Genomic DNA, 25445 nt, shown 5'->3' with positions numbered 1-25445 from the left:
AATTTGAGAATGGGCGGTACTGGGCTCGAACCAGTGACATCCTGCTTGTAAGGCAGGCGCTCTACCAACTGAGCTAACCGCCCGTCACCGTGTATAGTCGAGTATAACACATTATTTTCCAAAAACGCAAATGCCTTCCGGTCGAACCCACGATCGCATTACCCTCTGGTGTCTTCCTTGGCTGGTCGTCCTGACCTTCCTACTGACTCGTAGTGGGGAGTTAACCTTATTAGCGGCGGCAGGGTTTCTCTTTAGCGGCTTAATGTTCGGCCCCGATCTCGATATTTACTCCATTCAATTCAAACGTTGGGGATGGCTGCGTTGGATTTGGATTCCTTATCAAAAAGCCTTAAGTCATCGCTCTCGGCTCTCTCACGGCTTATTGATCGGAACCGTATTGCGACTCTTATATCTATTTGTTTTCATCAGCACGATCGCTATTTTTGTCGTAGCGATCGCACAACTCGCTTGGGGATTTAGTTGGAATTGGCAAGAATTTTGGCAATTCTGCCTCCAGTTTTTGCAACAATATTCTGGAGAAGCGATCTCGCTCTTTCTCGGTCTAGAATTGGGAGCGATGAGTCATGCGATTGCCGACTTCATGGGTTCGACTTACAAAAAATTCAAACGCAATGGTTTCAAAACAGTCCTTCCCAAAAGAAACCCAAAGAAAAAACGACGCACCTCAAGAAAGAAAAGATAGCGATCGCTCGACCTCGATCCGTCCCCTCTGAACGGCTTTGAGCAATCGATCTACGATTCTGCGCTCCTCCTCCGTCAAAGATTCATCCATCACCGCCGCCATCAAACCATAGCGATCGGCGATAGTCAAAATACCGGTTTCTGTTGTTGAGGCATAAATTTCTGAAATTGCACCGGGAATCAGTTGCAATTGAATCGACATGGCTTCGAGCAACATTTTTTTTGGTTTGATTGTGTTTTCCTCTTATCCTGTTTATCCCGTATTTTTACGGAATGCGATGCGATCGATTGCTGCAAAACAAGTGAATTCGATCGGTATAAATTTTGATAACGATCGCGTTGAAAAGCGATCGCGATCGATTTTAAGTATAAGTTGGGTTTTGCAACCGATAAAAGAAAAACAATTTACGAGTTTAGCGGGAATAGTATACTGATGAAAATGCTGACTTTTCCGGAGATTTTCCCTAATACTCTCTCTCAATACATCAATTCCCGAGTTTTAAATTGGTTTTAAATTTGTCAACTAACGCTTCAGATATGGACTTTCAAGTTATAGAAAATAAAGAGCGATTGGATCGTTGGCTGGCACGTCAATTTCCCGATATCACGCGATCGCGTTGGCAAAAATCCATTGAAGGTGGGGAAGTTTCTCTCAATGGAGAAACCTGTACGAGTAAAAAAACTTTAGTCCATTATGGCGATCGCATCAGTTTGCATCTCAAAGCTCCCGAACCCTCATTAACCCTCAAACCCGAAGCCATTCCCCTCGATATCCTCTATGAAGATCGAACGATTATTATTATTAATAAAGTGGCAGGAATGGTCGTTCATCCGGCTCCCGGTCACGATCGCGGCACCTTAGTCAATGCCCTTTTACATCACTGTCAAGACTTGGCTGGAATTGGAGGTATAGAGCGTCCGGGGATCGTGCATCGTTTGGATAAAGATACGACAGGGGCGATCGTTGTCGCAAAAACCGATTTTGCCCTGCAACACCTGCAACAACAAATTCAAACAAAAACCGCCCGTCGGGAATATCTGGGTATTGTTTGCGGCGTACCCAAAAGCGAAGCCGGTGTCATTGATGCCCCCATCGGTCGTAATCTTCGCGATCGCAAAAAAATGGGCATTATTCCCCTCGATCGCGGCGGGCGGTCTGCCCTCACTCACTGGCAAATACTCGAACGCTTGGGCAACTATACCCTCATGCAGTTTCGCTTAGACACCGGACGCACGCACCAAATCCGCGTTCATAGCGCCTATTGCGGTCATCCTCTCGTAGGCGACGCAGCCTATGGCTCCAAGCGCTCCCTCGGGGTGAACTTATCCGGTCAAGCTCTGCACGCCCATCGCTTGTGCTTGCAACATCCCCTTTCTGGAGAACCCATCGAGGCGATCGCCCCCCCACCTTCAGACTTTATGAAATTACTCGATATTCTTCGCAAGCGGAATCAATAAAAAATAGCTTACAGAGGAAAAGAAAAAGACTCAAAAATTTTGGGGAAGCCACTAATCGACAGAATAACCTCGGCGATCGCCAACAATTATTTTGCCAATTCACAACTTCCCCAATGATGACTTGCTCATACCAAGTCAGTAGGAGACAATAAATCGCTTTTACACTTGAACGGGTTCGCGAGTAGAAGTCGGACCGATCGGACCGTCAAACTTGCGATAGGGAACAGAGCTCATATTGACATTGGCAGTAGAAATTCGAGCCGGTGTAACACCTTTGGCATTATTGAGGCCGCGAGCGAGATTCATATAAAGAGCAGGATCGCCAGCTTTGGGCTGTTTGTCTTGGGGAACATAGCGCCGAACTGTAGTTTGCCAAACCACTTGCGGGAAGCCCAAAATCGAACGATAGTAGGCATCATAGCGAGGAGATTGAATATTAAAAGGAGTCTCTCCCGCGTCCCGTCCAGCTAGCACGCGCCGACGTTGATAGGGAACCGTATCATCGCCAAAACTTTCGAGGTATTCATCGCTGTCGAGTAATTCATCGACGAAACCCTGAACTCCTTTCGTAGCTACAACAACAGCCCAAGCAAGTTTTTCCCGCTCGCTGTAAACATCTCGTCCTAAAACCCTCCGAACGGTTTGTTCGACAAAGCGATAGTTGCTGTTCAGGTCATAGAAACTTCGCCGATAGGTATCGGAAACTAACAATCCTCGGATGAATTCCCGGACTGTAGTCTGACCGTAACGAAGTTGAGATTCTAAAAAAGGTTCGCGATCGCTTTTAAAAGCATGGAAAAAAATCTGACGATAACCCGCTTCGATCAGATCGTCCATATCTCCTGGAGATAGCACGTTTTCTGATGAGAAAATTTTGGGTCGATCGTCACCTGCTGCGTCATAACCCGTAACTCGCTCGTTTTGGGTTTTTGGAGCATAATCAAGTAGAGGAATAGCCAAGTTAAAACCTCCGTAATCTTATCGAATTTTTACAAAGCTTAACCCCAATCATAAAGGAGTTGGGGTCTTTCGTTCTCATAATCTTATCAATTCTTACCAAATTATTTGGCGCAATAGCAATGGTTTCAGAGATTGAAGGCAATGGGAACTCAATGCACTAAATTATTGTTAAATCTACTAAATTTAACAATAAGCAAACATATCTTTACTTTTCTTTACAAAAGAGAGCAGTAATGAGCAACAGAGGAAAAACAATGATTGATAACCCATTCCCCATCACGTTTCTGACATGGTTGAAGCATTAACGATCGGGGAGAGATAAGCGACTGCAGCCCCTAAAGCGAAACCAATGCAATTGCGAAATAAAGGCAACCAATCCGAAGTCCGAGTTACCACCGGACCGATACCAAAGGCAAGAAATAAGATTCCCCACAAGGGCGAGAAAATTAAAGCCCACTGCCACGCAAAAATTTGACCTTCTTTACGAGGAATCGCCGCAAATCCGCAAATGAGGCCGCCGAGTACGGAGGTAATGAGGGTGAGAATCCATTGTTCTCTGGGCAATCCGGGGACAACATTACAACCCCCGTTGGTTAAACAGGTGGCAACAGTTTCCATAGCGCTGACAATCGAATTATTTTCGCCATTGTCGCGAACGTAGTAGAGATTGCCGAATCGCGTTTGCAATTCAATCCAAAAAGTTCGCGGCATGAATTTGTAAACATCATTGCCAACACTAAAGGCTAGTAGATTTCCACCTCGGGAGTCGGCGACGAGGAGGACGCTGCGATCGTCGAGTCCCCAATAGTTTTTTACCGCACGACCGGGAGAGCGATCGTTTTGGGTGAGAACGCGGAGTTTCCATCCGGTCTCGCTTTCAAACTGTTCTAAGCGGTCAATTAAAGAGTCTTCTTGAACGTCGGGTAGGAGGTTGGCCAGATCGACGATGGGGGTTTGAATATTAGGCAGGAGTTCGGGATTATTAACTGCCCTTGCATCTGGGGATGCGAACCAAACGGACAAGGCAGCCAGACAAGCTACTAAAGAGATAAATAGGCGTTTGCTAAAGATTTTTTGCATTGGCAAGGTTAATTGCGCTTGTTATTGTTACCGAATTATAAGAAATATTCTCTACTCTTTACAATTTTTAATCAAGTTTTTCAGAAATGAAGGCCAATAATGGCTCGGTTGGGGGTGTAGGGTATGGGGAGATGAGAGATAAGGAGGAAGAACGTGGGAGGCTGCAAAAATTTAGGGTATGGATTGGGGGTGGCGATCGCAATGGTAGGCGCGAGTATGGTAATTTCTCCCGCTCGGGCAGAATCTTTATTTTTAGCGTATCCTCCAAAGGAACACCAAACCACAGCAGAGCAAATCTTTTTGATTGGGACTGCTGCACCGCAAGGGAATGTATCAATTAACGGGCAAGACATTCAACGCAGTCCGGCCGGACATTTTGCCCCGAGTTTTCCGTTGCGGTTGGGAGTCAATCATTTTGTTTTGCGCTACGGGAATGAGGAAATTCGCACGAGGGTGATTCGGAACAGCGATCGCCCGGTCATTCCTGCTGGCACAAATTTTGCCGAAAATTCCCTTACTCCCGCACGGGATATTGCCAGATTACCCGGGGAGCCAATTTGTTTGGGAGCGATCGCCGCCCCTCGGGCTCGGATTGTCGTGCGGGTGGGCAATCGCGAAATTCCGCTCTCTCCTCAAGCCTCCATTTCGCAACTGCCTCCGAATTCTGCCGTTCTTACGGCTCAGAATCAACCCCGATCGATTGGAGTGACGCGATATCAGGGTTGTATAAGTAGCGATCGCCCCGGAAACTTAGGCAAACCTGAATTTACCATTAGTCTCAACGGCCAAACTCATTCTCAAGAAGGAGGGGGAGCGATCGCGATTCTGTCGCCACAAGCATTAGATGTTGTCGAAGTCACGGCGACTTCTGGAGTCGCTCGCACGGGACCTAGCACGAATTATTCTCGTTTAACACCCCTGCCGAGAGGAACGCGAGGAAGTGTCATTGGCAGAGAAGGAGAATGGTTGCGCTTGGATTATGGTGGGTGGATTAAAGAGAACGAAACTCGCCTCATTCCGGGGGCTGTGTTCCCTCAATCCAAAATTCGCAGTATTAGTTCTCAACAAGGACGCGGAGCCACAGAGATCGTCTTTCCTCTCGAAGTTCCCGTTCCTGTTTCTGTCAAACAAGGTGAAGGAACATTTACCCTCACGCTTTATAACACCACCGCTCAAACCGATACGATTTGGGTGAACGACGATCCTTTAATTAAACGGTTGGACTGGCAGCAAGTTACGCCCACGCAATTAGAGTATCAATTTACTCTCAAAACTCAGCAGCAGTGGGGTTTCGATCTGCGCTATGAAGGAACGAGTTTAATTTTAACCTTGCGCCATCCTCCGAAGATTTCAGCAGAATCTTTACAGGGGATGCGAATCCTTCTCGATCCCGGTCATGGCGGCTCTGAATTGGGGGCGAGAGGACCCAATGGCTATCCGGAAAAAGCGGTGAATTTGTTGGTTTCCCAACGGTTAAAAGCAGAATTAGAAAAACGAGGGGCTACCGTTTACATGACGCGGGAAAGCGATGTTGATTTGGGATTGCGAGAACGAATGGAGGCGATCGCCAACCTCAAACCCGATCTTGCTTTTTCCGTGCATTACAACGCCTTGCCCGATAGTGGCGATGCCATGAATACGGCTGGCGTGGGGATGTTTTGGTATCATCCTCAAGCTCACGATCTGGCGGTATTTCTCCATCATTATTTAGTCGAAACTTTGGATCGTCCTTCCTATGGCGTATTTTGGAACAATTTAGCCTTGACTCGTCCCCATGTTGCCCCCACAATTTTACTGGAATTGGGATTTATGATTAACCCGAGAGAATTTGAATGGATCGTCAATGACAACGAACAACAAAAATTAGCCAGTGCGATCGCCGATGGCATCACCGCATGGTTGCAAAAAATAACCCCCTAAAAAATTAGCCCAATCCTCGAGGATTGGGCTAATTACGCAATTCACAGTTCCCATTTACCAGTTCTCACTGTTCGCTGTTCACTGTTCACTGTTTACTGATTTAAGCGTCGCTTTCAACGTGCATGAAGAAGAGTCCCATGACAACTCCAGCCGCAACAGCCATCAGAGGAACAAATGCGATCGGCAAAAACGAAGCCGCATAACTACCTGTAACCATGTCAAATTCTCCTTATTTAAGCAATTTAATGTGTTTCTAACTATCTGTTCAACAGATAAGAGCGAGAATTGGCAGGATGTTTAGCCAATTTTATGTAAACTAGCCAACAGACCAGATATTACCCGCAACCTCTTGTAAAGGAGCAAGGTGAGGAGTTAAGCAGAGGAAGTATGCGAAAAATGCACCACCGCAGCCGCCGAGTAAGAAACCGCTCGCAAAATCGCTCCATCCTTCTTTTGTGCCTAAATCTTCAGGAGGATTTGGAGTAGTTACCGTGGCAATGGGTTTGCCCGAGCCAACGCCACCATAGATAGAAAGGGCAACAGTGAGAATCATAACCATCCCAATAGTTGCCATTACCCCAGCAAGGGTCGCGAGTTCCGTATTCCGCAAGGGGCCGAGCAATGCAAACGGTCCATAGAGAAAATAACCGTGAGCCATACCAATTTCTAAGCCCCGACGGTTAGCCGACAATCCTTGACGGTAAGCAGGCAAGCTATTAATAAAGGCTTTTGAAAAACTGGAAGAATTCAAGGGAGTAGCGAGATTGCCAACTTGGGGATCGCCGCCATCCGTAATCGCATCATATGTCATAAAAAAGTATCTCCTCTCAATTGAGCAGCCAATTAAGCGTTAAAAAACTTAAGGTTAGTCTATTTTTATCAGACTAGGGCAACTTCAATACCAAATTTCTTCATGGTGTTAAAAAAAGTTCATGTTTTTTTTTGAAGTCTCTAATGCTCTTTCTGTCCCCCTCCCCCTCTAAAATTGTGAAGGAATGATAACAATAAATTATATTTTCGGACCAATGAACTCATTACTGGCAAGGTTCTCCCAAGGACAATTGACCCCGAACCGTTTCCTTTTGGGATTATTAACGATATTACTCGCATTTGCGATCGCCATAACGCCAGCCAAGGCAATGACCATTTACGAGCTTCCCAATATTAGTGCCGAGCAAGCCCCTCGGGCGATCGATGTGGCAAAAGTTCTCAGTCCCCTTAATGAAGGAACTCTCAATAATGCTCTGAAAGATTTAAACGTCAAAACGGGTCAGGAAGTTTGGTTGGTGGCAGTGCGAATTGGATATGGGGATACTGTAGAGAAGTTTACCGATGCTTTATTCGATCGCTGGTTCCCCAGTCCTGAAGATGGTCGCGATCGCGTGCTGTTGGTCTTGGATACCCTCACCAATAATGGTGCGATTCACGTCGGCGAAGGCGTACAAGACCTGTTACCCGAGGATATCGCTCAAAGCGTTGCCACAGAAACCCTGATTGCACCCGTGCGATCGGGCGGAAAATACAATCAAGCCTTTTTAGATGCGACCGATCGCCTTGCTTTGGTGCTGGCAGGACAACCGGATCCCGGACCGCCTGCGATCGTAGAAGCTAACATTGAAAGCACGTTTACCGATGCAGAAGAAACTGACGATCGCAATGCCACAGTTTGGGTGATTGGGTTTTTGGTTGTGGCAACCATTGTTCCGATGGTGACGTACTATGCTTACGTTGGATTTCCGGGACAGTAGTTATTCAGTCACCAGTCACCAGTCACCAATTCAACTTTTTCCTTGAATTGGTATACCCTTAGAGCGATCGCAAGATCGCTCAATTTTTTTTGTTCTTTAATAATAGTTTGGTGGCCTCTCCTGCGGGTACGGGTTTCGACCAATAATAACCCTGTCCGAATTCACAATTTAAAGTGCGTAACGTCTCCATATCTGCCTTTGTTTCTACACCTTCGGCGATAATTTCCATTCCCAATGTATGACCGAGGGCAATAATCATGCGAACGATTTCACAATCTTCGCGGCTTTCTGCCATTTTCTGTACAAAAGATTTATCAACTTTAAGAGTATCGACCGGAAAGCGACGAAGTTGGCTCAGGGAGGAGTACCCGGTACCAAAATCATCCATACTGAGCTTACAGCCGAGGGATTTGAGCCGCAACATCAGATCGATCGCTTCTTCGACATTCCCCATGACCATACTTTCAGTAATTTCCAGTTTGAGAGTATGCTCTCGAATACCCGCCTCTTTAACAACTTGCGCCAACATCTCGATTAAGTCCGGTTGCTCGAATTGGCGACCGGAAAGATTCACACTTAAAAGTAAAGCACGTTTGGGAAATTGTTCTTGCCAGTGACGAGCTTGGCGACAGGCTTCTTGGAGAATCCATTGCCCCAAGGGAATAATTAGCCCGGTTTCTTCGGCGAGGGGAATGAACATAAACGGCGAAATAAAGCCTTTGTCGGGATGCTGCCAGCGTATCAAGGCTTCAAAGCCAACAATTCTCTCTGTCTTGAGTTCGATAATCGGTTGATAATAGAGGATGAATTCTTCCTCGGCGATCCCCTGCCGCAATTCATTTTCAAGGGCGAATTGCGCCACGGCTTCTTCAAACATCCCCGTAGCAAAGACGGAATGAGTTTTGCCGAGGGCTTTGGCGCGAAACATGGCTGTATTCGCATCCCGGAGCAAGTTTTCTGGGGTGTGGAGATGCCGTTCTTGGGTGGTGGCAATACCAATGTTCACTTTAGTAATGATTTTCTGTCCGTCTAATAATAATGGTTGTTCCAAGATATCTTGCAAGCGATCGGCTAAAGCCGTGAGGGAGTCGGTATCGCAGTTGAGGACGGTGGCAAATTCACCTTCACCGACTCGAGCGAGTTTGGCGGTGCGAGGCAGATTGCTTTGCAACCGTTTGACGAGGGTTAAGAGAAAGCGATCGCCGATGGCATCTCCCCAATTTTCATGAATGAGGTGCAGGCGATCGCATTGTACGAATAAAACCCCAAGGGTTGAGTCAAGACCGCGACGATGAATTTGGGTCAAGGATTGCTTGAGATGACTCACTAAAGACTCTCGATTGAATAAACCCGTGAAGGGATCTCGGGTGGTGGTGTAGAGCAAGCGATGGGCGATCGCGAGACCACCGGCAACGATAAAGGCTAATACGGGTTCCATAATGGGAATCCAAATGAGATGGGTTAAGAGCAGCCAACCCATTCCCGCGATCGCGGCAATCCCCAAAATTCCCGCCAAACTAAAAGAGATCGGATGCTGCAACCGCCAGACAATGATTCCGCCAACCACCGCCCAACCCCAAAGCCAAAGGAGTTCCCCCCATTGCGGCCAAAAGGCAAAGGGTCGGTTTTGTCCTGTCGCAATTTCTAAGATTTGGCGGGTCATTTGTGCGTGAATAGTAACCCCTGACATTTGAATGGCATTGTTTTCGCGAGCGCCACTATATGGGGTTAAGATCAAATCTTTTAAGCTGGGGGCGATCGTGCCAATGAGAACGATTTTATCTCGCACGGATTCGGGATCGATGTTCCCCTCAAGTAATTGCTGAAGCCCTATGGATTCGATGATATTATTGCGGGCGCGATAGTTCATTAAGATTTGATATCCTCGCGTATCCGCAGTTTGATAACCGCCAGAGTTGCTCTCGAGGGGAAGAAGTTCCTTGTCTCCAAGAAATAAGGCGCGATCGCTATAACGAAAAGAAATCCCCTCTGGGCGACTGTAAGCCAAAGCGACTCGCAAGGCAAAAGAATAGTAATATTGCTCTCTACCGGCAACGAAGAGAAGATTGCGGCGCAGGATGCCATCGCGATCGAGGGTAAAGTCATTAAAACCAACTCGCTCTTCTTCAACATTGGGAGGTGGGGGAATATCGCTCACGATTTCTGTAATAGCGATGAGATTTTTGGCTTGCAGTGCTCGGGCGAGTGCTTTCTCTCCCGGTGGGTTGGGAATATCTCGATAGAGATCGAGGCCGATCGTTCTGGGTTGATAAGATTGAAGTTTCTCGATCGCTCGAGCGAGAATTTCGTCTGATAATGGCCAGCCGTAGCGTTGCAAGTCCTTTTCTGTAATGGCGATCGCCAATAAGCGCGGATCGGGGGGGACATCAACTCGCAATTGGATAAAGCGATCGAAAACCGCCAAATCTAAGTTTTCCAGAATGCCAACTTGTTGAAGCCCCCAGAATAGTCCCGTTACGACAGTGCTTGACGCAACAATAGACAAACTGGAGACCCAGAAAATACGAGAGAGCGATCGCAGGTGTTGAATGGCTTTCAAAAGATAATACGAAGATTCAGTTTAAAATTAACTTGGTTATTTTATTCTGACGCTTGCAATTCTGGCATTTGAATTTCCAGAAGCATTTCGAGAATGGCTTCGTTTTTGTTGAATTCCAGTGCGTATAATAGTTGCCGCCATTGTTCGAGGACGCGATCGCTATTGGGATGAGTCCGACGCAGTTCGATTGAGGTTGCGATCGCATCATTCCAGAGTCCATTTTCTTGATAAGATTGTATCCGATCGAGATGCTCCTCTAAGGTGGATTCACCTTCTAAAAAGTTGTCAGAGGAAACTTGTCGCAATGTTCCTCCCACCCCACTAGGTTCTGCGATGAGACTATCAAAATTACACCATACTACAAAATCCCAATCATAATCTTGACCGATCTTGAGGATATTTTTAGGCAGGCGAATACCGACTAAAAATCCTTGAGATTGACCGATCTCAAGAGTGGCTTCATAAACAATATTTCCGTCCTCATCTGTTAAGAAAAACTCAGCAGGATAGAGCTTATTGAGTGTCGGGACAGCAACATAGATCGAGGGACGATCGCTAGCTGTCACGCCTATATTATTAGAAGGATTCAAAACAACGAGATTTCTGTTCCCTTCTTGACAAAGCCCCGAGCTTCTCGTTCCTCCTCCAACGCGCCCATCGGGAAAATCGCCACGATCTTCATTTTTTAACCCATTATTTAATCCATTGTTTGCCCTAGCGAGAGTAGGTAGGATGGCAAAAGTAGAAAGGGAGTAGAATGCAATCCCCAAAGACAGCACCGCATTTTTTAAAATTGTCTTACGCATGGTTCGGTCTTCTCGAATACTGTAATTCCATTCTAAACAATAAATAAGTTGCTTTGAAACCCGGAAAAGTTCCTCAAAACGTTACGATAAGTGTTCTATTTTTGAGTAACATCGCGTATTTCAGTCTCACGATCGCTTTCTACAAAAAACATCCGTTCGATTACGGATGCCAATGACCAAACGATATTGTATTTTTAGTGGCTACGATCGCTTTTGATAAGGAATGTAAATGATTAACTCTAGCAACAAAATTTTGCAATTTAAATGGGAAAAAATCGCTTCTGCGTGCAAGTTGACAGAGCAAGATAGCGTTCGTCGCTAGGAAAGAACTCCGCCGATGCGTTACTACACGCTCATTAAAGGATTGCTACTTCTAAGCCAACCTGTCGGGTTCTTTGCGCCAACTTTGCGACCCGCCCCTTGCCCGAGGGCAAAGGTACTGTTCCTCTCGTACTGTGTATGTAGGCTCAGTCTGTTGGGACACGCAAAGCGATTTTTTCGGGATGGGAAAAATATTGGAGTATCAGAAAGCCGCCTCCTTAATTGAATTGAGATGTGTTGCGCGATCGCATGACCCTTTTTATGTTACAATAAAACTACAAGATTGTCAAGAGAAATTCAACCTTGATTGAGGTCAAAATTCTTGCCTCTCTCATCCTTTCAGAATTCCTTCATTTCAGCCCGATCGAGAATCGGTTAAGATCGGCAAGATGGACGTTGGTAATTAAATTCTAATGACAGCAACACTGACAAAGCCCAAATACGAAATTAAAGATATTGCACTTGCCGCCAAAGGCAAACAGCGCATTGAATGGGCGGGACGAGAAATGCCCGTCTTGCGTCAAATTCAGGAACGATTTGCAACGGAAAAACCGTTCGCAGGAATTCGTTTAGTGGCTTGTTGTCACATTACGACAGAAACTGCCCATCTCGCGATCGCCCTCAAAAATGGTGGGGCGGATGCGTTACTGATTGCCAGTAACCCGCTCTCGACCCAAGATGATGTTGCAGCTTGTTTGGTTGCCGATTACGATATTCCCGTATTTGCCATTAAAGGCGAAGATAATGAAACCTATCATCGCCACGTCCAGACAGCCCTCGACCATCGCCCTAATATCATCATTGATGATGGTAGCGATGTTACCGCCAGTATTATTAAAGAACGTCAAGACCAACTCCCGGATCTGATCGGGACAACGGAAGAAACCACCACCGGGATCGTCCGTCTTTTAGCCATGTTCAAAGATGGGGTACTGTCCTTCCCCGCCATGAATGTGAATGATGCCGATACTAAGCATTTCTTTGATAATCGTTACGGTACCGGACAATCTACTCTCGATGGCATCATTCGCGCTACCAATATTCTCCTTGCGGGCAAAAATATTGTTGTTGTCGGCTATGGTTGGTGCGGTAAAGGTGCGGCAATGCGGGCGAAAGGAATGGGAGCGAATGTTATTGTGACGGAAGTCGATCCCACCCGTGCCATTGAAGCCGTAATGGATGGTTTCCGCGTGATGCCAATGGCAGAAGCCGCCCCGCAAGCCGATCTGTTTATTACTGTTACCGGGAACAAACACGTTATCCGTGCCGAACATTTCGATGCGATGAAAGACGGCGCGATCGTTTGTAATTCCGGTCACTTCGATATTGAAATCGATCTGAAATCTTTGGGGGCAAAAGCAACGGAGGTTAAAGATGTGCGCCCGTTTACCCAACAATACAAAATGCCTAATGGTAAATCTGTTGTTGTCTTGGGTGAAGGTCGCTTGATCAACTTAGCGGCGGCGGAAGGACACCCCAGTGCCGTTATGGATATGAGTTTTGCTAACCAAGCTCTCGCTTGCGAATACTTGGTGAAAAATAAGGGTAAATTAGAACCCGGATTGCATTCTATTCCCGAAGAAATTGACAAGGAAATTGCGAGCTTGAAACTGAAGGCTATGGGCATTGCGATCGATACTTTGACTCTCGAACAAGTCGAGTATATGAATTCTTGGACGATGGGAACCTAAGAACAATGAGCAATGAACAATGAGCAATGGGGGGAAGAACCCGATCGCTTTTGTTTGATTGTGATTCATCTTTATTTTGATGGCGATCGCATCTCGCGATCGCTGACTCATCTAGTTTCACGATGGGAAAAGGGCGTTTACTCTGTGAGATTTCTATGCCGAAAGACCCTCGACGGGCGAAGCAATTACAAACTTTGGTACAAAAATTGGGATTGTCCGCAAAAGCTCCTGTCGATTACGATTTATTGGATATAGCGCTGACTCATTCCAGTTACGATCGCCAGCGCAATTACGAACAGTTAGAGTTTATCGGCGATGAGGTGGTTCGCTTGGCGGCTTCAGAGGTTTTACTGGAACAATATCCTCATGCTTCTGTGGGGGAATTCTCAGCAATTCGTTCGGTTTTGGTGAGCGATCGCCTTTTGGCCGAATTCGCTGAAGTTTATGGGATCGAGCGCTATCTCCTTGTCTCCTCGAGTGCGGCTGGGAATGTTAGTGGTCGCCAATCTCGTTTAGCTGATGCTTTTGAAGCGATTCTCGGGGCGTTATATTTAAGTACCCGTACCATGAAACTCGTGCGACCTTGGCTGGATGTTCTCCTCAAAGCTAAAGCGATCGAAGTGCGCCAAGATCCGGCATTCTATAATTACAAAGATGCGCTGCAAGAATGGACTCAAGGTAATTATAAAATTTTGCCAGAATATCGAGTCCGAGAGATGAATCAAAAGCAAAATAACCAAGAACGATTTACGGCTGAAGTCTGGCTCGAAAATCGACGCTTGGGACAGGGGACGGGACGTTCTAAAAAAGCGGCAGAACAAGCCGCCGCAAAAGAGGCTTTTTTGGCAGTTAACCGCAATGGGAGTAATTAATTAATGAGTTTAGGCATTGTTATTTTAGGGGTGGGGAGATGGGGCAAACATTTAGTACGTAATTTTGCCAGTCACCCTCAAGGGCGTTTGCTGGCTATTGTCGATCCCCATGAAGAACATTTAGCAGTTTGTCGAGAAAAGTTCGCTCTTGAAGAAAGCACGATTTTAGCCTCAAGTTGGGACTCGGTGCGATCGCATCCCGGGATCGATGCGGTTGCGATTGCGACTCCCGCTTCAACTCACTATTCTCTCATTCGCGATGCCTTACAATTGGGCTATCACGTTTTTGTGGAAAAACCTTTGACTCTCGAACCGACAGAATGCCTTGAATTGTGCCAATTGGCTGAAGAGAAACACTTACAATTATTTGTCGATCATACTTATTTATTTAATCCGGCAGTTGCTGGAGGAAAGCAGGCGATCGCCGACGGTGCGATCGGGAATTTACGCTACGGTTATGCTGCCCGCACTCATTTAGCTCCCGTCCGTCAAGATGTTGATGCGCTTTGGGATCTCGCCATTCACGATATTGGCATTTTTAATTATTGGCTGGGACAAACCCCGACGGAAGTTCGCGCAATGGGCAATGTTTGGTTGCAACCGGACGGAAAAATGGAATTTCCGACGGGCAATAGTCAATTGCCCCTTGCCGATTTAGTTTGGGTTATATTAACCTATCCTTGCGGGTTTCAAGCGCAGATTCATTTATGCTGGTGCAACCCCGACAAACAACGCCGACTGTGCGCCGTAGGCGATCGCGGAACTCTCATTTTTGATGAGATGCAAAAAGATTCTCCCCTCACTTTGCAGCGAGGAACATTTGAGAAACAAGGCACTTATTTTGCCCCCGTTGAGATAGCAACAGAAACTCTTCCTCTCGATACTTACGAACCTCTGCGTCGAGTTTGCGATCGCTTTATTGAAAGCATTCAAACCCAAACACCCTCACCCATTTCTTCGGGTTGGACGGGTTTAGAATTAGTCAAAATTCTCAGCGCTTTAACGCGATCGCTTCAACAAGAAGGACAGAGTATATCCATGCAAAACTTATAAAGGAACACGAGAGTTCAGTACCCAGAAACTGACTCAAGATCGCTGTTATGATGCTTTTCTTCTTTGTACAATTCTTTGCCTTTTTCTTTTCTCTTCTTGTTCTCAATCATTGGATAAATCAGCTAATTCTCAAGCGTTCAGGCTTTGAGGCTTCCTTTTTGCCTGTCTTCGCGTGGGGATGGTGTATTTATTTTCTGATTTATATCGTTAGTCGTTGGCTGGCTTTACCCGTTGAACCCATCCGAACTATATTTTCGGGGATGACTTTTACCATTGCGATCGCAGGAGTAATTAGCTGGTTCTTACAACCGCATCGATCGTTTTGGAGACAACGCCGGCAAGATTTACCCCTCGATCTGTGGACGATCGGGTTTTTATTTTGTTTCCTTGCTGCGATGATTTATATCGGTCCTTATTTGGAACATCCATCTGATTCTGTAGACTATTTTTATCGCATTCAAGCATGGGAAAAAGCTCGTTTTATGAATTATGGTGGTGCTAATCGCTATGTAACTTTTGCCACCTTTTACGAACATTGGCTTTTGCAACCATCGGCATTGAGTTATGGGGAAAGATTGGGATTAACATTTGTTTCAGCAATTACCCAAGGGATGCTATTGTGGGAAATTATTCGTATTGCTAGATTAATAACCCATAATATTCCCATCAGTTTATTAGCGGGTTTAATGTCTTTAGGTTATTTTGGCTATGATGCCATTAGTTTCTATCGTTACGGTGTCTTTTCCGGTCCGATGCTGGCTTATATTATTTATCTAGAAGCCTTAGTTTTAATTATTGCTCTCTTTTTAAAAGAACAATGGCGTTATTTATTATTTCTTCCTCCTCTACTTTGGTTCTCGTGGGATAATCACGAACAATCTACTCTATTTCAAGTCACTGCGATCGCGGCAATATCAACCAACCTCATTCTCTTTCGCTATCGCAGCTTAAAGCCAAAATTTAGACGGGTTTTAATAGTCGCGATCGCTTTAATCTTATTGGTGACAATCTTATTTTGTTTTCTGCGAGATCCTTTAGTTAAAAACTTAGATTTAGAGTATCAAGATTTATATATTTTTAATATTGCTACTCTTTTTGGCTGGAAAATGTATGTGATTCGCTATACCCCTTTAAGCCATGCGATCGGGATTATTGGTTGGTTGACAATATTAGCATCGTCACTATTTTTACTGTTTGGCAAACCTGTCAGAAAACTCGATATGATGGCTGGTTTAACCCTCTTTCCTTTTATTGTTTTCTGCAATCCTCTGGTAATTGAAGCCTTGCGGCGAGTGATGGCAGCCGAACAATTTCATCGCCTACTCTATGGCTGTTTATTCTGGATGTTGCCTGTTTTTTTACTACATTATTTCTCATCTCTATTACAACGATCGCTCTCTCAACTTAGCTTATTCAAAAATATATTTCCTAATGAATTAAACCTCGCTTATTTTATCATATTTTTGTTATTGTTTGCTTCATTATTTCCTCGCGATCCGATTTACGGAAAAATGATTCACAGTTGGTTAAAAGTTCCCAAAACTTTAGATGGTTCGGATTTACAAACTACAATTCGATATTTGCGAGAGAATGCAGAAAAACAGTGTATCGATCCATATCCTGATGGAAATTCTTATCCGATTCGCCGTTATATTTTCAGCGATCCTTATGTTAATACTTATTTAGCAGGAACGGGATATTTTTATACAAATACCCATCGCTGGGATGACTCGAAAGGTTATGAAACCTCTCCATTAGGAATTACGACCCAATTAGAAACCAATCCGAGCTATTCACAATTTATTCAGTTATTACAAGAGAGAAAAGTTTGTTATATTATTATCTATTTACCAGAAAAACATATTACAAGTTGGTTAGGCAAAGCGAGCGGTCATTGGTACGATACTTATGCTCATACTCAGCGTCATTATTCTTCCACATTTTTACAATGGGTGCGAGAATCTCCTCAAAATTTTCAGTTGGTTTTTGAGGAAGAAGCAATACAGGTATTTCAAATAATCTCCCAATAGGATGCGATCGCACGAATTAAGATTAAAATAAAAATATTAGCATAGGGAAGATTTTTAAGTGGAACAGGAGAAAAACAACTCGATCACTATTTTCTTGAACCGGTAGAACAAACCTTGTAAAGTAAAAAAGTTAACCTCTAAAGTAATTATCCCGAGGGCGCAACATGGCAGAAACAACCAAACCCGCAGCGAAGAAAAAAGCTAAACCTCCTGCTCTAGAAGATAAACCCTTTACCGAGTTTATGGAGCAGCACTTCACGCCAAGATTACAAGAAGCATTAACTCAAGCTGGCCTTGGCGATATGCAAATTTCCTTTACTAAACAACCTATCTCTCTTGCCGGATTTGACTCCAAGGAAGAATGCTGGCAAATTGAAGGAAAATGGCAGCAAGGAAAGCGCCAGTTTAATCTTTATTATTTTGAGGAAGATATTAAAGGACAAAAAGGATTTTCCGCCGCAACTCACGGTGTAAAACCCAGTACTCTTGAATCATTTATGATTGATGAGCGGAAAATAACGCTGGATTTAATGGTTTTATATACCTTGCAGCGTATTAATGGTGAAAAATGGCTGGGACGAAATTGAATCAGTTATCAGTTATCAGTCACCAGTCACCAGTCACCAGTTAAGAGCAATTTAGCAAGAGACTTGAACTCAATAATTCTGCGGGTCACTGGTAAAGCAAGGATAAATCTAAGGCGATCGCTCGAGTCTGATTCACCTCCGTGTTTCTCGATCGCGATCGCCGTTCTATAATTCAATAAAATCGTAAACGACTGTTCCTTTAATGGGGTCATTATCGATATGAGCGTACCCTTTTTTCACCATTCCTTTCAGTGTCTCCTCAACTTCGGGAAAATCAGCCCCAGTATCTAAGACAGCTTGGGTAACGCTAATTTGTCCTCCGCGATCGCGAGCAGCTTTTAGAACCTGTAGCATCAGATTTTCCTTGGGAGCCTTGGGTGTTTTAACCTCACTGGCTACTACAGAAGGATATTGACCGGGAGTGTTATAAGGGGAAAAACCCTGTTCGATCAGTAACTTGGCTTCGTATTCGTCTACCATATTCGAGACAAAAAAGAGATCGATAAATTGTCCGATTCCAAAAATGCCCCAAGTGCAGAGCCAGAGAATTCCCGTGCCATATTTTTTATTGTAGAGGCGGTGAAGGCCGGCCAAACCAAAAAAACAGCCTACCATCAATACATAAGAAGTTAAAACACGCTCGATATGCTTGCTATCCATAACCTCAACAGCACGCCATAAACTACCTTTCATTCTAGCGAAATGTTTTTCCATCGGCTGAAAATACCTGATTATTTTAATGGGAACTCTACGTTTAAAAAGCACTACAAGCGATCGCCCGAGTATTCCCCAAATCGCAAAGAATGTTACGCAACGTTACAAAACTGTTGCAACTCTTAATATTGTAAGACATGAACGCTTTCCATGACATTGTAAACTGGAGAGCAAATTAAAAATGGAAGTCTTCCGATTCCTGTAACTTCGGATGGCGATCGCCATTCATATAAAACCGCTAAAAGAAAATTATGGTCAGTACCACTGAAAAACCTACATTTTCCGAGATTCGTCCCGGAATCAAAGTACCTGCTAAAGAAACTATCTTAACTCCTCGGTTCTATACTACCGACTTTGACGCAATGGCGAAGATGGACATCTCCGTCAACGAGGACGAACTTTGTGCCATTCTCGAAGAGTTCCGCGCCGACTATAATAAAACCCACTTCGTCCGCGATGAAGAATTCGAGCAATCTTGGGATAGCATTACCGGAGACAAGCGACGCTTATTTGTTGAATTTTTAGAACGTTCTTGCACCGCAGAATTTTCCGGGTTCTTACTTTACAAAGAATTAGGACGGCGTTTAAAAGGAAAAAGTCCAGTTTTAGCAGAATGCTTTAATCTCATGTCGCGAGATGAAGCGCGTCATGCCGGCTTCTTAAACAAAGCCTTAAGTGATTTTCACTTGTCTCTCGATTTGGGATTTCTGACGAAAAGCCGTAAATATACCTTCTTCAAGCCTAAGTTTATTTTCTACGCCACTTATCTCTCTGAAAAAATTGGTTATTGGCGTTATATCACGATTTACCGTCACTTAGAACAGCATCCCGAAGATCGCATTTATCCGATTTTCCGTTTCTTTGAAAACTGGTGTCAGGATGAAAACCGCCACGGAGACTTCTTCGATGCCATTATGCGGGCGCAACCGGATATCCTGAATGATTGGAAGGCGAAATTATGGTGTCGTTTCTTCCTCCTGTCAGTCTTTGCCACCATGTACCTCAACGACGTACAACGCGCTGATTTTTACGCTACCCTTGGTTTGGATGCGCGGGAATACGACAAGCATGTCATTGATAAAACCAATGATACTGCCGGACGAGTTTTCCCCATTGTTCTCGACGTGCAGAATGCCAAATTCTACGAACATTTGGAAACTTGCGTGAAAACGAACGAAAAACTCACGGAAATTGCGAGTTCCAATACCTTCGCACCGATTAAATTCTTGCAAAAATTGCCTCATTATCTTTCTAATGGCGTGCAGTTCTTAAAACTGTTCTTTATGAAACCCATTGAGGTGACTCAGTTAGAAGGAACGGTACGTTAAGACAATTTTCCTCATTTCCTAGTATTTTGTAGGGTGAAATAATTTCACCCTCTTTTTTTGGCTCTAATTTTAAGCATTTATACTCAAGCATAAATACTGAATTTGAAAAATTGTAAAGATTTGGTAACAAAGTGTAGTAGATTAAAAAAATGTAAAGAAAGTTTTCGGAAAATATGAAAACGCGATTCAGAAATGAGCGGAGGGCGAGAATAGCGATCGATGGATAGAATTCTCATGGCTGTCTTATTATCCTTCTCAACGAATATCGATAACTTTGCCGTGGGAATATCCTGCGGAATTCAGCAGCAAACTATTCGTTTATCTGCTAATCTCCTTATTGCTTTGCTGTCGGGTATGGGGACTTATACTTCAATGCAATTAGGAGGCTGGATGAATGGCTTCTTATCCCCGATGGTGGCAGAAAAACTCGGTAGCGGGTTATTAATCGTGATGGGAGTTTACGCGATCGCCGAAGTTTTGAAAATGAGAACCAATTCTGTTGATGCAGGGGGAATGATTCTCATGCAGTCTGACTGTCGCCAAGGAATGGGTATGAAAGAAGCGATCGCATTGGGACTCGCTTTAACCCTGAGTAATTTTGGCACGGGAATTGGAGCAGGAATTGCTGATTTAGATTTGGGTTTGGCAAGTTGTTGCAGTTTTTTATCCAGCTTGTTAATGATAGGAGGCGGTGGCTGGTTAGGGAAGATGGTGACACAGCAATTTAGCCGCGATCGCTTAGAATTTATCACCGGAATTCTCTTAATTGGTTTGGGAATTTATCAAGGATTCTAAACCTTCATCTTTGCCAAAGGATGCGATCGAAGCCTTAGAATTCACCCGCCATAATTGTTCTAATTCCGTTGCCGGCATTGTTAAATAAAGAACATCATTTAATTCTAAAACTGTTTCTAATAATAGCCAACCGTGAATAGTTCTGCCGCGAGATTCAACATATAAAGGGACAAAATCGGCATCTTGAGAGGCTTCTTTAACAGTTTTGCCACAAAAAGGGTGACTGCGAGTAACTAATGTCGCTAAAGCGATCCATAAGAGATCGTCAGTCATGCCATTGCCTAAAATCCTGCCACCTAATGCCGCCGCCGCAAAAGAAGGCGTTGCTAATTCCGTCGGACAAAGAACATTTTCAAACTCAAAAACCTGTTGAACTGAATAGGAAAATTGCGGATCGTGATTGCGGACGACAACCGAGAGTTTAGGGTTGATGGCTTTCGCACATAAGGAAATTTCGACATTGATCATATCGCTACTGGTGACGGCTAATAATGCCGTTGCTTTGGCTACGTTGGCAGACCTCAGGGTACTCCCCAAATTAGCCTCTTCAATAATGACTGGAACCCGCAGCGATCGCGCCGTATGCAAAAAACGATTATTAGGATCGCGCTCGACGGCAACAACATCATATCCTTGCTCGATTAATTGCTGAACGATTCGCATTCCTACCCCTCCCAAACCGCAAACAATATAATGATTGCGCGAAGGAACTTGCGTTACCGCCCAAAATTGTCGCAAGCGACTGCCGAGGACGAAATCATTAATTAAGGCGTAGCAAATACCGATGACTCCCGCGCCCACAATCATCATAATTGCGGTAAAGATTTTGATGCTATCCGGTGCGCTTTCTGCGACTTCTTCTTTGCCACCGGCTCCGGTAATCATCCCCACGGAAAAATAAATTGCATCGGCAAGAGAAATATTAAAATTAACGCTAATATAAGTTAGGGTCGCAAAGAAAATCGTGGCCAATAAAGCCAGAGTTACTAAGGCCACTGGACGACCGTAATCTTTAAATTTTCGTAAATTGGCAAACGTTTTCAGAAGCGATCGCGCTTTCGAGCGGATTTTGGAGCGTCGAGCCGAGCGCATTGTGGGTTGAGTGCCGACAATAATGCGATCGCCTTCTTGTAGCGATCGACCTTCTAAAACTGCCGCAATTAAATTGGATTCCCCCATCGCCGGAAGATAATAAATGAGCATTCGCGAGCGACTTTCCCACAGTTCGCTTAGCTTGTGACCCAGCCAAGGGTGTTGAGAATCGACGATTTCCTCGCGGATCGGCCAAGTTTGCTCGAAGAGTTGCAATTGTCCGATCGCTTTATTCCCCAAAGCGGCAAAGGCAAAAATCGGGGCTGAGAGTTTTGCTACGCTCAGACTGACGTGATCGGTGAGAGTCAGATCTAAATGCTCTCCCAAAGTATGATTGAAAATGCGATTGATAATACGAACATGAGGATTGATCGTGCGAGCGCGAGTGAGGCTCTCTAGGTTGAGTGCGTCGTCATCGGTAGCCAGCACTAAGGTATGGGCCTCGCGAATTCCTGCTGCAATCAGGGTTGTTGGCGAGCGCGGATCGCCGATGATAATGCGATCGCTGCGTTCCCCCGGAATGGGGCGATCGCTGACACCGATCACTTCTGCTCCTTGTTGTCGGAGCAGACTAAAAATTCGATAACCCGTTTGACCGAGGCCGCAAACAATGATTTTTGGTTTCATGGGGAAAGAAAGCCAAGGAATACGCAAAGATTTAATCTCTTATTGTGACGGAATTGGGAGTGAGGAAGTGTAATTGAGAACACCTATCGGGGAAAATATTTTTTGAGTTAAGATTTGAATTGAATGAGATCGCTGCAAAAATGAGAAAAATAATGCCCGCTATCACGGATTCTCCTCTCGAATTAAATTCGTTTAAGCAACAAGTCGCCGCTCTTTATGATGAGAGAGAGATTCTTACGATCGCGGTGACTTTCATCCTCGGCTGGCACGTTATTTATTAAATTCAAGATGGCTGATATAGAAAATTTACAATTTCCCCCTCAAATTTGCGATCGCGTTTTTTGTTGTTCGGCGTTTCCTTTAATATTTAATGATGCAACAGAAATGAAAGAAAAGTATTATGGTTTAAAGATATAAAAACTGGAAATTCTTATGTTCTTTGGTCGCCCAATATTTTAGAAAATCGCATCTTTTTAGAAGCTATTCAAAATATTCTCAGCGAGACAACAGACTCGAATAGTTCGGAGGCGAAAAGCGAACAAAGTTTTCGAGAAAAGTTTCGCGAGAGTGCGAAATTCCGAACCACAGATGGACATTGGGTGCGATCGAAAGCCGAGGTCCTGATTGATAACTGGTTGTACATGACTGAATTAGTCCATGCTTACGAGCGAAGATTGCCGATCGCTAAGGAAGTTTATTGCGATTTTTATATTCCTTCGGGGAAAGTTTATCTCGAATATTGGGGTTATGAAAATGATACGAAATATTTAGAGCGGAAGCGAGAAAAACAAAGGCTTTATCAGCAATATGAACTCAATTTGATTGAAATTGTCGATGAAAATGTCCGCGATCTCGATGACTTTCTGCCCAAGATGCTCTTAAAGTTTGGGGTAAAAGTCAGCTAAAATAACATTTGATTGAATTGAGAAATTAGGAGCGCGATCGCCTTCTGCGATCGCTTCTTGGTTCTCTCTCTAATTCTTCAAAAGCGATCGCCGATTGCCTTCTGATAAGACGGACGTTCCTGTATTTTCTGAATATAAGCCGTAACTTTGGCATAAGCGGAAAAATCTAACCCGAGTATTAAAGGAGCATAGGACAAAATTGCTCCCACAGCAACATCGGTAACGGTGAAATTATCTCCCATCAAGTAGGGTTGACGAGTAAAAATTTCCTCTAATGATGTCAATATCCGAGGCATTTCTGTTTCTCGGTTCGCCTCCACAAAGATTGCCGATTCCATTGTTGTATTTGCAAATAAAATCCATTGAGTCAAGCGAGATCGCGTTTCGAGGGAATCGATAATGCGATCGTACTTTTCCGCTAAATAGAGTAAAATTGCCCCCGACTCCCACAATTTAAAATCCCCATCGACGATCGCCGGAACTTTACCAATGGGATTAATCATTAAAAATTTTGGCTTTCGCTGTTCTCCCTGCTGTAGATCCAGCAGGACAAACTCATAAGGAATGCCCAATTCTTCTAAATACCAACAGGGAATCGAAGCTCGCGATCGCTGACCGCCATAGAGTTTCAATATGATTGAAAAACTTTATAAAACCTTATGAGTATGGGAATGCTGTTTAACATTATCTTCCGTTGAAACAATATTTTCAACATTGAGAATCCGCTTCCGTTCCGTAGAATAATTAAAGTCTTCTTTTTTATTACCGAGAGGAATATGATTTTTGGCTTGAGGGTGACTTTTGTAGGTACGAGAAGCAGCAAGGGTTCGTTCGACAAAACTTTCACAAAAGCGAGAATCTTCGGGAAACTCCGTCGGTTTTTGTAAAGTTTCTACCGTAAAAAATTCCGAGAGAGACTTGCCACAAACAAACTGGTAGGATGTGGGGATTCCTTTCAGCAGGGCTTCTAAGGCAGAAGAAGGAATGGGTTCAATGACGCGGACTTCTGCGATTTCGCCATCATTGCGGACAAAACAAGTGGCTAAACCAAAGACACAATAATCATTGGCGGAAATATCAGGGGCATTGGGAAACAGAGTTGCACTGGTCATAGAAAAAATTTAATCCGTTTTCAGGAGGTTTGACGAACAGCCTCTCAAGAGGTGCGATCGATCTTACCAATTGTTGATTCTCTTGTCCTAATTTTCTTCAAGGACTCTTTTGATGCGGAATAAAGGTTAAGGATAATGTAGATCTGTTCAAATCTCGTGACAGACTGGCTATTCACATAGCACAATTCAGTCTATATCAGGACAACTTTAAGAGTGACACAACAATTTTGCGACTGCCAACCGTTCAACGCTAGGTTAATTATATGAGAGCCTTGGAGGGCAACCATGAATATCGATGATGTACCGAAACACAACGTAACAAAGCAAGACATAATTTCCGAGTTCGCATCTCAAGGCAATTTTTCTGCCCGGGCAGGGGAGTTAACCCAAGAAGAATGCGATCGCCAGCAACGCAGCAATGTTTTAGAAGCAGCCGATCGCGGAGACTACAACACGGCAATTGCCCTCCTTAGCGATTTACTGCACCGTTATCCCGACAGTGCTATTGATTACAATAATCGCGGTTTGATGTATTTCCAAAGCGATCGCACGGAAGAAGCCCTCGCAGACTATAACACAGCCCTCGAATTGGATCCGCGCTTGGATGGTGCTTATAATAATCGTGCTAACTGTTACGCCGCTCGAGGCTGTTTGGGGGAAGCGATCGCCGATTATCAAATTGCTCTTGATTTTAACCCCGGCAATTTGCGGGCTTGGATCAATCAAGGCATTACTTATCGGGATTTGGGACTCTACGATTTAGCTTTAGAAAATTTCGATCTCGTCCTCGTTTTAGGAAAGCGCCTCAAAGGTCGAGTTTACGCGGAACGCGGCAGAACTTACCATGTGCGCGGGGATTGGAATTCGGCGATCGCAGATTACAATCGCGCCCTAGAACAATTGTCTAATACTTTCTCTTCTCGTCGCTGCAAAAAGCAAGTTCGCCTTTGGTTAGACGAACTGCGAGCTTGTATGATTGCGTAGTCACCAGTCACCAGTCACCAGTCACCAGTCACCAGTCACCAGTCACTAGTCACCAGTCACCAGTCACCAGTCACCAGTCACCAGTCACCAGTCACCAGTC

General features: G+C 44.5%; 29 protein-coding genes and 1 tRNA gene. 17 read left to right on the top strand and 13 right to left on the bottom strand.

The genetic code is table 11. The features are described 5' to 3' along the window. Positions 1-10: 10 nt before the first annotated feature. Positions 11-83 (bottom strand) — tRNA-Val (locus tag AC6RV6_RS27775). A 47-nt stretch (positions 84-130) separates the two neighbouring features. Here AC6RV6_RS27775 and AC6RV6_RS27770 point away from each other — a divergent pair. Further along, positions 131-703, top strand: a complete 573-nt coding sequence (locus AC6RV6_RS27770) for a metal-binding protein (RefSeq protein WP_500244142.1) — start codon at positions 131-133, stop codon at positions 701-703. On the opposite strand, the gene AC6RV6_RS27765 is transcribed toward AC6RV6_RS27770, so the two are convergent. Continuing rightward, complete coding sequence (locus AC6RV6_RS27765) at positions 686-904, bottom strand: hypothetical protein (RefSeq protein ID WP_500244141.1); 219 nt, start codon at positions 902-904, stop codon at positions 686-688. The two genes, AC6RV6_RS27770 and AC6RV6_RS27765, sit on opposite strands and share 18 nt — an antisense overlap. Between AC6RV6_RS27765 and AC6RV6_RS27760 the strand changes: the two genes are divergently transcribed. Both AC6RV6_RS27760 and AC6RV6_RS27755 read left to right on the top strand, forming a co-directional pair. Next, positions 903-1136: a hypothetical protein gene (locus tag AC6RV6_RS27760; RefSeq protein ID WP_500244140.1), complete on the top strand. Its 234-nt coding sequence runs from the start codon at positions 903-905 to the stop codon at positions 1134-1136. The two genes, AC6RV6_RS27765 and AC6RV6_RS27760, sit on opposite strands and share 2 nt — an antisense overlap. A 103-nt stretch (positions 1137-1239) precedes the next feature. After that, the gene (locus tag AC6RV6_RS27755; RefSeq protein WP_500244139.1) at positions 1240-2160 is read left to right on the top strand and encodes an RluA family pseudouridine synthase; all 921 of its coding nucleotides are present in this window, start codon (positions 1240-1242) and stop codon (positions 2158-2160) included. 159 nt (positions 2161-2319) lie between these two features. Here AC6RV6_RS27755 and AC6RV6_RS27750 read toward each other — a convergent pair whose 3' ends face one another. After that, positions 2320-3120 carry a phycobilisome rod-core linker polypeptide gene (locus tag AC6RV6_RS27750; RefSeq protein WP_500244138.1) on the bottom strand — a complete coding sequence of 267 codons (801 nt, stop codon included), beginning with the start codon at positions 3118-3120 and terminating at the stop codon, positions 2320-2322. A 276-nt stretch (positions 3121-3396) separates the two neighbouring features. Next, positions 3397-4200, bottom strand: coding sequence for a TPM domain-containing protein (locus AC6RV6_RS27745; protein WP_500244137.1), 804 nt, complete (start codon positions 4198-4200; stop codon positions 3397-3399). Positions 4201-4401: 201 nt separating this feature from the next. On the opposite strand from AC6RV6_RS27745, the gene AC6RV6_RS27740 reads away from it, so the two are divergent. Further along, positions 4402-6120 carry an N-acetylmuramoyl-L-alanine amidase gene (locus tag AC6RV6_RS27740; RefSeq protein ID WP_500244145.1) on the top strand — a complete coding sequence of 573 codons (1719 nt, stop codon included), beginning with the start codon at positions 4402-4404 and terminating at the stop codon, positions 6118-6120. 100 nt (positions 6121-6220) lie between these two features. On the opposite strand, the gene AC6RV6_RS27735 is transcribed toward AC6RV6_RS27740, so the two are convergent. Next, on the bottom strand, positions 6221-6337 hold the full coding sequence (locus AC6RV6_RS27735) for a photosystem I reaction center subunit VIII (RefSeq protein ID WP_500244136.1): 117 nt from the start codon (positions 6335-6337) through the stop codon (positions 6221-6223). Between the two features lie 99 nt (positions 6338-6436). Next, positions 6437-6931: a photosystem I reaction center subunit XI gene (locus tag AC6RV6_RS27730; RefSeq protein WP_500244135.1), complete on the bottom strand. Its 495-nt coding sequence runs from the start codon at positions 6929-6931 to the stop codon at positions 6437-6439. A gap of 214 nt (positions 6932-7145) precedes the next feature. Between AC6RV6_RS27730 and psb32 the strand changes: the two genes are divergently transcribed. Then, on the top strand, positions 7146-7868 hold the full coding sequence (gene psb32, locus AC6RV6_RS27725; RefSeq protein WP_500244134.1) for a photosystem II repair protein Psb32: 723 nt from the start codon (positions 7146-7148) through the stop codon (positions 7866-7868). Between the two features lie 79 nt (positions 7869-7947). Here psb32 and AC6RV6_RS27720 read toward each other — a convergent pair whose 3' ends face one another. After that, complete coding sequence (locus AC6RV6_RS27720; protein ID WP_500244133.1) at positions 7948-10428, bottom strand: putative bifunctional diguanylate cyclase/phosphodiesterase; 2481 nt, start codon at positions 10426-10428, stop codon at positions 7948-7950. 41 nt (positions 10429-10469) lie between these two features. Continuing rightward, positions 10470-11234, bottom strand: a complete 765-nt coding sequence (locus AC6RV6_RS27715; protein WP_500244132.1) for a DUF928 domain-containing protein — start codon at positions 11232-11234, stop codon at positions 10470-10472. 734 nt (positions 11235-11968) lie between these two features. On the opposite strand from AC6RV6_RS27715, the gene ahcY reads away from it, so the two are divergent. The 6 genes from ahcY to AC6RV6_RS27685 all read left to right on the top strand — a co-directional run bounded on the left by ahcY (position 11969) and on the right by AC6RV6_RS27685 (position 17788). After that, positions 11969-13246 (top strand): adenosylhomocysteinase, encoded by a 1278-nt coding sequence (ahcY, locus tag AC6RV6_RS27710; protein ID WP_500244131.1) that lies wholly within the window; start codon positions 11969-11971, stop codon positions 13244-13246. Between the two features lie 12 nt (positions 13247-13258). Continuing rightward, entirely contained in the window at positions 13259-13501 is a 243-nt protein-coding gene (locus tag AC6RV6_RS27705; protein WP_500244146.1) for a hypothetical protein, read from the top strand. Continuing rightward, on the top strand, positions 13402-14118 hold the full coding sequence (gene rnc / locus AC6RV6_RS27700; protein WP_500244130.1) for a ribonuclease III: 717 nt from the start codon (positions 13402-13404) through the stop codon (positions 14116-14118). The genes AC6RV6_RS27705 and rnc overlap by 100 nt, the downstream gene beginning before the upstream one ends. 3 nt (positions 14119-14121) lie before the next feature. Beyond that, the gene (locus tag AC6RV6_RS27695; protein WP_500244129.1) at positions 14122-15171 is read left to right on the top strand and encodes a Gfo/Idh/MocA family protein; all 1050 of its coding nucleotides are present in this window, start codon (positions 14122-14124) and stop codon (positions 15169-15171) included. Positions 15172-15329: 158 nt separating this feature from the next. After that, complete coding sequence (locus tag AC6RV6_RS27690; protein ID WP_500244128.1) at positions 15330-17201, top strand: hypothetical protein; 1872 nt, start codon at positions 15330-15332, stop codon at positions 17199-17201. Positions 17202-17365: 164 nt separating this feature from the next. Beyond that, on the top strand, positions 17366-17788 hold the full coding sequence (locus AC6RV6_RS27685) for a DUF2996 domain-containing protein (protein WP_500244127.1): 423 nt from the start codon (positions 17366-17368) through the stop codon (positions 17786-17788). A 26-nt stretch (positions 17789-17814) separates the two neighbouring features. Here the strand turns inward: AC6RV6_RS27685 and AC6RV6_RS27680 are convergent, their stop codons facing one another. Together AC6RV6_RS27680 and AC6RV6_RS27675 are read right to left on the bottom strand one after the other, a co-directional pair. Next, complete coding sequence (locus AC6RV6_RS27680) at positions 17815-17964, bottom strand: hypothetical protein (RefSeq protein WP_500244126.1); 150 nt, start codon at positions 17962-17964, stop codon at positions 17815-17817. After that, on the bottom strand, positions 17954-18448 hold the full coding sequence (locus AC6RV6_RS27675) for a TM2 domain-containing protein (RefSeq protein WP_500244144.1): 495 nt from the start codon (positions 18446-18448) through the stop codon (positions 17954-17956). The genes AC6RV6_RS27680 and AC6RV6_RS27675 overlap by 11 nt, the downstream gene beginning before the upstream one ends. 305 nt (positions 18449-18753) lie before the next feature. Between AC6RV6_RS27675 and acsF the strand changes: the two genes are divergently transcribed. Then, entirely contained in the window at positions 18754-19830 is a 1077-nt protein-coding gene (acsF, locus tag AC6RV6_RS27670; protein WP_500244125.1) for a magnesium-protoporphyrin IX monomethyl ester (oxidative) cyclase, read from the top strand. A 234-nt stretch (positions 19831-20064) separates the two neighbouring features. Next, positions 20065-20625 (top strand): MntP/YtaF family protein, encoded by a 561-nt coding sequence (locus tag AC6RV6_RS27665; RefSeq protein WP_500244124.1) that lies wholly within the window; start codon positions 20065-20067, stop codon positions 20623-20625. On the opposite strand, the gene AC6RV6_RS27660 is transcribed toward AC6RV6_RS27665, so the two are convergent. After that, positions 20593-22344: a potassium channel family protein gene (locus AC6RV6_RS27660; RefSeq protein ID WP_500244123.1), complete on the bottom strand. Its 1752-nt coding sequence runs from the start codon at positions 22342-22344 to the stop codon at positions 20593-20595. The genes AC6RV6_RS27665 and AC6RV6_RS27660 overlap by 33 nt on opposite strands. Before the next feature lie 152 nt (positions 22345-22496). Between AC6RV6_RS27660 and AC6RV6_RS27655 the strand changes: the two genes are divergently transcribed. The 3 genes from AC6RV6_RS27655 to AC6RV6_RS27645 all read left to right on the top strand — a co-directional run bounded on the left by AC6RV6_RS27655 (position 22497) and on the right by AC6RV6_RS27645 (position 23249). Next, complete coding sequence (locus AC6RV6_RS27655) at positions 22497-22625, top strand: hypothetical protein (protein ID WP_500244122.1); 129 nt, start codon at positions 22497-22499, stop codon at positions 22623-22625. 7 nt (positions 22626-22632) lie between these two features. Next, positions 22633-22761: a hypothetical protein gene (locus AC6RV6_RS27650; protein ID WP_500244121.1), complete on the top strand. Its 129-nt coding sequence runs from the start codon at positions 22633-22635 to the stop codon at positions 22759-22761. A gap of 224 nt (positions 22762-22985) precedes the next feature. Next, positions 22986-23249: a hypothetical protein gene (locus AC6RV6_RS27645; protein WP_500244120.1), complete on the top strand. Its 264-nt coding sequence runs from the start codon at positions 22986-22988 to the stop codon at positions 23247-23249. 77 nt (positions 23250-23326) lie between these two features. Here AC6RV6_RS27645 and AC6RV6_RS27640 read toward each other — a convergent pair whose 3' ends face one another. Together AC6RV6_RS27640 and AC6RV6_RS27635 are read right to left on the bottom strand one after the other, a co-directional pair. Next, positions 23327-23884 carry a glutathione S-transferase family protein gene (locus AC6RV6_RS27640; RefSeq protein ID WP_500244143.1) on the bottom strand — a complete coding sequence of 186 codons (558 nt, stop codon included), beginning with the start codon at positions 23882-23884 and terminating at the stop codon, positions 23327-23329. A 12-nt stretch (positions 23885-23896) separates the two neighbouring features. Next, positions 23897-24361 carry a hypothetical protein gene (locus AC6RV6_RS27635; protein WP_500244119.1) on the bottom strand — a complete coding sequence of 155 codons (465 nt, stop codon included), beginning with the start codon at positions 24359-24361 and terminating at the stop codon, positions 23897-23899. Between the two features lie 285 nt (positions 24362-24646). On the opposite strand from AC6RV6_RS27635, the gene AC6RV6_RS27630 reads away from it, so the two are divergent. Then, on the top strand, positions 24647-25345 hold the full coding sequence (locus AC6RV6_RS27630; protein ID WP_500244118.1) for a tetratricopeptide repeat protein: 699 nt from the start codon (positions 24647-24649) through the stop codon (positions 25343-25345). Positions 25346-25445 lie beyond the last annotated feature (100 nt).

The sequence above is a fragment of the Spirulina sp. LEGE 11439 genome, assembly GCF_059821285.1.
The sequence above is the reverse complement of the archived record's forward strand: the minus strand, read 5'-3'. Positions and strand labels throughout refer to the sequence as shown.

Excerpts from the sequence above, each read along its gene's own strand:
- AC6RV6_RS27770 (WP_500244142.1), top strand. The coding sequence starts at position 131 with ATGCCTTCCGGTCGAACCCACGATCGCATTACCCTCTGGTGTCTTCCT.
- AC6RV6_RS27760 (WP_500244140.1), top strand. The coding sequence starts at position 903 with ATGGCTTCGAGCAACATTTTTTTTGGTTTGATTGTGTTTTCCTCTTAT.
- AC6RV6_RS27765 (WP_500244141.1), bottom strand. The coding sequence starts at position 904 with ATGTCGATTCAATTGCAACTGATTCCCGGTGCAATTTCAGAAATTTAT.
- AC6RV6_RS27755 (WP_500244139.1), top strand. The coding sequence starts at position 1,240 with ATGGACTTTCAAGTTATAGAAAATAAAGAGCGATTGGATCGTTGGCTG.
- AC6RV6_RS27745 (WP_500244137.1), bottom strand. The coding sequence starts at position 4,200 with ATGCAAAAAATCTTTAGCAAACGCCTATTTATCTCTTTAGTAGCTTGT.
- AC6RV6_RS27740 (WP_500244145.1), top strand. The coding sequence starts at position 4,402 with ATGGTAGGCGCGAGTATGGTAATTTCTCCCGCTCGGGCAGAATCTTTA.
- AC6RV6_RS27735 (WP_500244136.1), bottom strand. The coding sequence starts at position 6,337 with ATGGTTACAGGTAGTTATGCGGCTTCGTTTTTGCCGATCGCATTTGTT.
- AC6RV6_RS27730 (WP_500244135.1), bottom strand. The coding sequence starts at position 6,931 with ATGACATATGATGCGATTACGGATGGCGGCGATCCCCAAGTTGGCAAT.
- psb32 (WP_500244134.1), top strand. The coding sequence starts at position 7,146 with ATGAACTCATTACTGGCAAGGTTCTCCCAAGGACAATTGACCCCGAAC.
- AC6RV6_RS27715 (WP_500244132.1), bottom strand. The coding sequence starts at position 11,234 with ATGCGTAAGACAATTTTAAAAAATGCGGTGCTGTCTTTGGGGATTGCA.
- ahcY (WP_500244131.1), top strand. The coding sequence starts at position 11,969 with ATGACAGCAACACTGACAAAGCCCAAATACGAAATTAAAGATATTGCA.
- AC6RV6_RS27705 (WP_500244146.1), top strand. The coding sequence starts at position 13,259 with ATGAACAATGAGCAATGGGGGGAAGAACCCGATCGCTTTTGTTTGATT.
- rnc (WP_500244130.1), top strand. The coding sequence starts at position 13,402 with ATGCCGAAAGACCCTCGACGGGCGAAGCAATTACAAACTTTGGTACAA.
- AC6RV6_RS27695 (WP_500244129.1), top strand. The coding sequence starts at position 14,122 with ATGAGTTTAGGCATTGTTATTTTAGGGGTGGGGAGATGGGGCAAACAT.
- AC6RV6_RS27685 (WP_500244127.1), top strand. The coding sequence starts at position 17,366 with ATGGCAGAAACAACCAAACCCGCAGCGAAGAAAAAAGCTAAACCTCCT.
- AC6RV6_RS27675 (WP_500244144.1), bottom strand. The coding sequence starts at position 18,448 with ATGGATAGCAAGCATATCGAGCGTGTTTTAACTTCTTATGTATTGATG.
- acsF (WP_500244125.1), top strand. The coding sequence starts at position 18,754 with ATGGTCAGTACCACTGAAAAACCTACATTTTCCGAGATTCGTCCCGGA.
- AC6RV6_RS27665 (WP_500244124.1), top strand. The coding sequence starts at position 20,065 with ATGGCTGTCTTATTATCCTTCTCAACGAATATCGATAACTTTGCCGTG.
- AC6RV6_RS27660 (WP_500244123.1), bottom strand. The coding sequence starts at position 22,344 with ATGAAACCAAAAATCATTGTTTGCGGCCTCGGTCAAACGGGTTATCGA.
- AC6RV6_RS27655 (WP_500244122.1), top strand. The coding sequence starts at position 22,497 with ATGCCCGCTATCACGGATTCTCCTCTCGAATTAAATTCGTTTAAGCAA.
- AC6RV6_RS27650 (WP_500244121.1), top strand. The coding sequence starts at position 22,633 with ATGGCTGATATAGAAAATTTACAATTTCCCCCTCAAATTTGCGATCGC.
- AC6RV6_RS27645 (WP_500244120.1), top strand. The coding sequence starts at position 22,986 with ATGACTGAATTAGTCCATGCTTACGAGCGAAGATTGCCGATCGCTAAG.
- AC6RV6_RS27635 (WP_500244119.1), bottom strand. The coding sequence starts at position 24,361 with ATGACCAGTGCAACTCTGTTTCCCAATGCCCCTGATATTTCCGCCAAT.
- AC6RV6_RS27630 (WP_500244118.1), top strand. The coding sequence starts at position 24,647 with ATGAATATCGATGATGTACCGAAACACAACGTAACAAAGCAAGACATA.